2 protein-coding genes are annotated in these 2,040 nt (G+C 44.5%); both read left to right on the top strand.

Annotated features, from left to right (window positions below; translation table 11 throughout):
• Positions 1–237: 237 nt before the first annotated feature.
• On the top strand, positions 238–1,116 hold the full coding sequence (locus NZ705_12410) for a site-specific DNA-methyltransferase (protein MCS7293745.1): 879 nt from the start codon (positions 238–240) through the stop codon (positions 1,114–1,116).
• On the top strand, positions 1,100–1,855 hold the full coding sequence (locus tag NZ705_12405; GenBank protein ID MCS7293744.1) for a PmeII family type II restriction endonuclease: 756 nt from the start codon (positions 1,100–1,102) through the stop codon (positions 1,853–1,855). Before NZ705_12410 ends, NZ705_12405 begins: the two co-directional genes overlap by 17 nt.
• Positions 1,856–2,040 lie beyond the last annotated feature (185 nt).

Raw genomic sequence — 2,040 nt, 5'->3', positions numbered from 1 at the left:
GTCCGCGCCTCTCGCTGGATAATCGCTAGGTTTAGGGTTGCACCTTCCCACAATCCCCGCTCTTGCCAGTCTTGTAATCCTGCCACCAGTGCAGCCGCTGATTGGCTGGAAAAACGCAACACATATCCTGCGGCTGGGGACATGATAGGCTGAGGGCAACTGCTCCCACCTATAGCATACCGGCTTATTCCAATCAACCAGGATGGGTAAAGCCGTTCTGTATGTGATAGTATAACTATGACTAATTTTTACGCCGTTATTCTTGACATGATAGATGCCCGCGTACACTGTGGAGACTGTGCAGAAATTTTGCAAGACTATCCCGATGCTTTTTTTGATTTAATTATCACATCACCCCCTTACGCGGACCGCCGCCAGTCTCTCTATGGTGGAGTTGCTCCTGAAGCCTATGTTGAATGGTTTTTACCAAAAGCCGAACAATTCTGGCGCGTACTTAAACCCAGCGGTTCTTTTGTTCTAAACATTAAAGAGAGAGTCGAAAACGGCGAGCGTCACACGTACGTACTAGAATTAATCCTGGCTCTCAAAAAAGCAGGATGGCTCTGGGTAGAAGAATACATTTGGCACAAAAAGAACTGCTATCCTGGCAAATGGCCAAACCGGTTTCGGGATGCCTGGGAACGATGTTTACACTTTACTAAAAGTCGCCAGTTCAAAATGCGACAAGAAGCGGTCATGGTACCTGTGGGTGATTGGGCTGAAAAGCGTCTCAAGCGGCTAGGTGAAAATGATGTCGTGCGTTTTGATTCACGAGTCGGAAGTGGCTTTGGTAAAAACATTGCGAATTGGCTTGGCCGAGAGTATGTCTACCCAACAAATGTACTAACTTTTGCGACTGAATGCAGTAATAAAAATCATCCAGCCGCTTTCCCTAAAGCATTACCAGAGTGGTTTATTAAGCTTTTTACTGACCCAGGTGACTGGGTGCTTGATCCGTTTGTTGGCAGTGGGACGACTATCGCCGCAGCAGTTCCTCTGGGACGCCACGTAGTGGGCATTGACTTGAAACCAGAATACTGCGAGTTAGCAAAAGCAGCGATTCCTGAGCAAATGGTTTTGTTAGAGCCAACCGGAATGTATGTCTGCGACGGCTAGTCCCTCTGACCCATATCACGCAGCGCTTAGCAGTATCACTCTAAATGACTTTGTTGGGCAATGGATTGACAATTTTCACCAACGACGGCTAGATTCGCTGAATTCCCTGAAATTAGACCAGCTATTACGTCGGAAAAATATTTACCTTTTCAAAGCTAAGAACCTAGAAGTTGTTACTGACCTAGTTCGCTCCCTATTAGATGCCCATCTTTCATCCCAGGAAGAAACATTATTTGGCAAAGTATTGGAAGCAATTGCTTTGTTTGTCTGTGCTCGAACGCATAATGGCAGGAAATCAGCAGCACAGGGGATTGATATCGAGTTTCAATTCAATAGTAACTACTATATTGTTTCTGTGAAGTCTGGACCAAACTGGGGTAATCACCAGCAAGTGCAACGAATGAAGCAAAACTTTTCGGCGGCCAAAAGAATTTTGAATCTCCCTAATGCTATAGCAGTTAATGGTTGTTGCTATGGCCGAGATAATCAAGAAAACAAAGGTGATTATCTTAAGTTATGTGGCCAGTCTTTTTGGGAACTTATTTCTAATGACCCCAACTTTTATCTAAGCTTTATTGAGCCTTTAGGTCAGAATGCCAAGGAGAAGAACGAAGAATTTTTTCGGGGTTACTATCGGATAGTTAATCGCTTTACGGAAGAGTTTTTCCGGAAGGGATGGTGTCGTGATGGTAGGATTGATTGGGAAGGATTGGTTAAGTTTAACTCTGGTAAAACCTAGCAATAAACCAACTGGTTTACAAGCAATTGTAGTAAGTCTTATTGGTTCTTCCACTATTTGATAGGTACTGTATAAGACGCGGTATTGGTAAAATGGACAATGAATCGAGTGGAGTCTTTTATGGAATGGTTCAACCGCTGGGTAATGCCCTTGCTCCTAGTCCTGATGTTCGGGGTAGCGTTAGT

Source organism: Gloeomargarita sp. SKYB120, assembly GCA_025062155.1.
Classification (GTDB): domain Bacteria; phylum Cyanobacteriota; class Cyanobacteriia; order Gloeomargaritales; family Gloeomargaritaceae; genus Gloeomargarita.
This window is presented reverse-complemented; position numbering and strand designations above follow the sequence as displayed.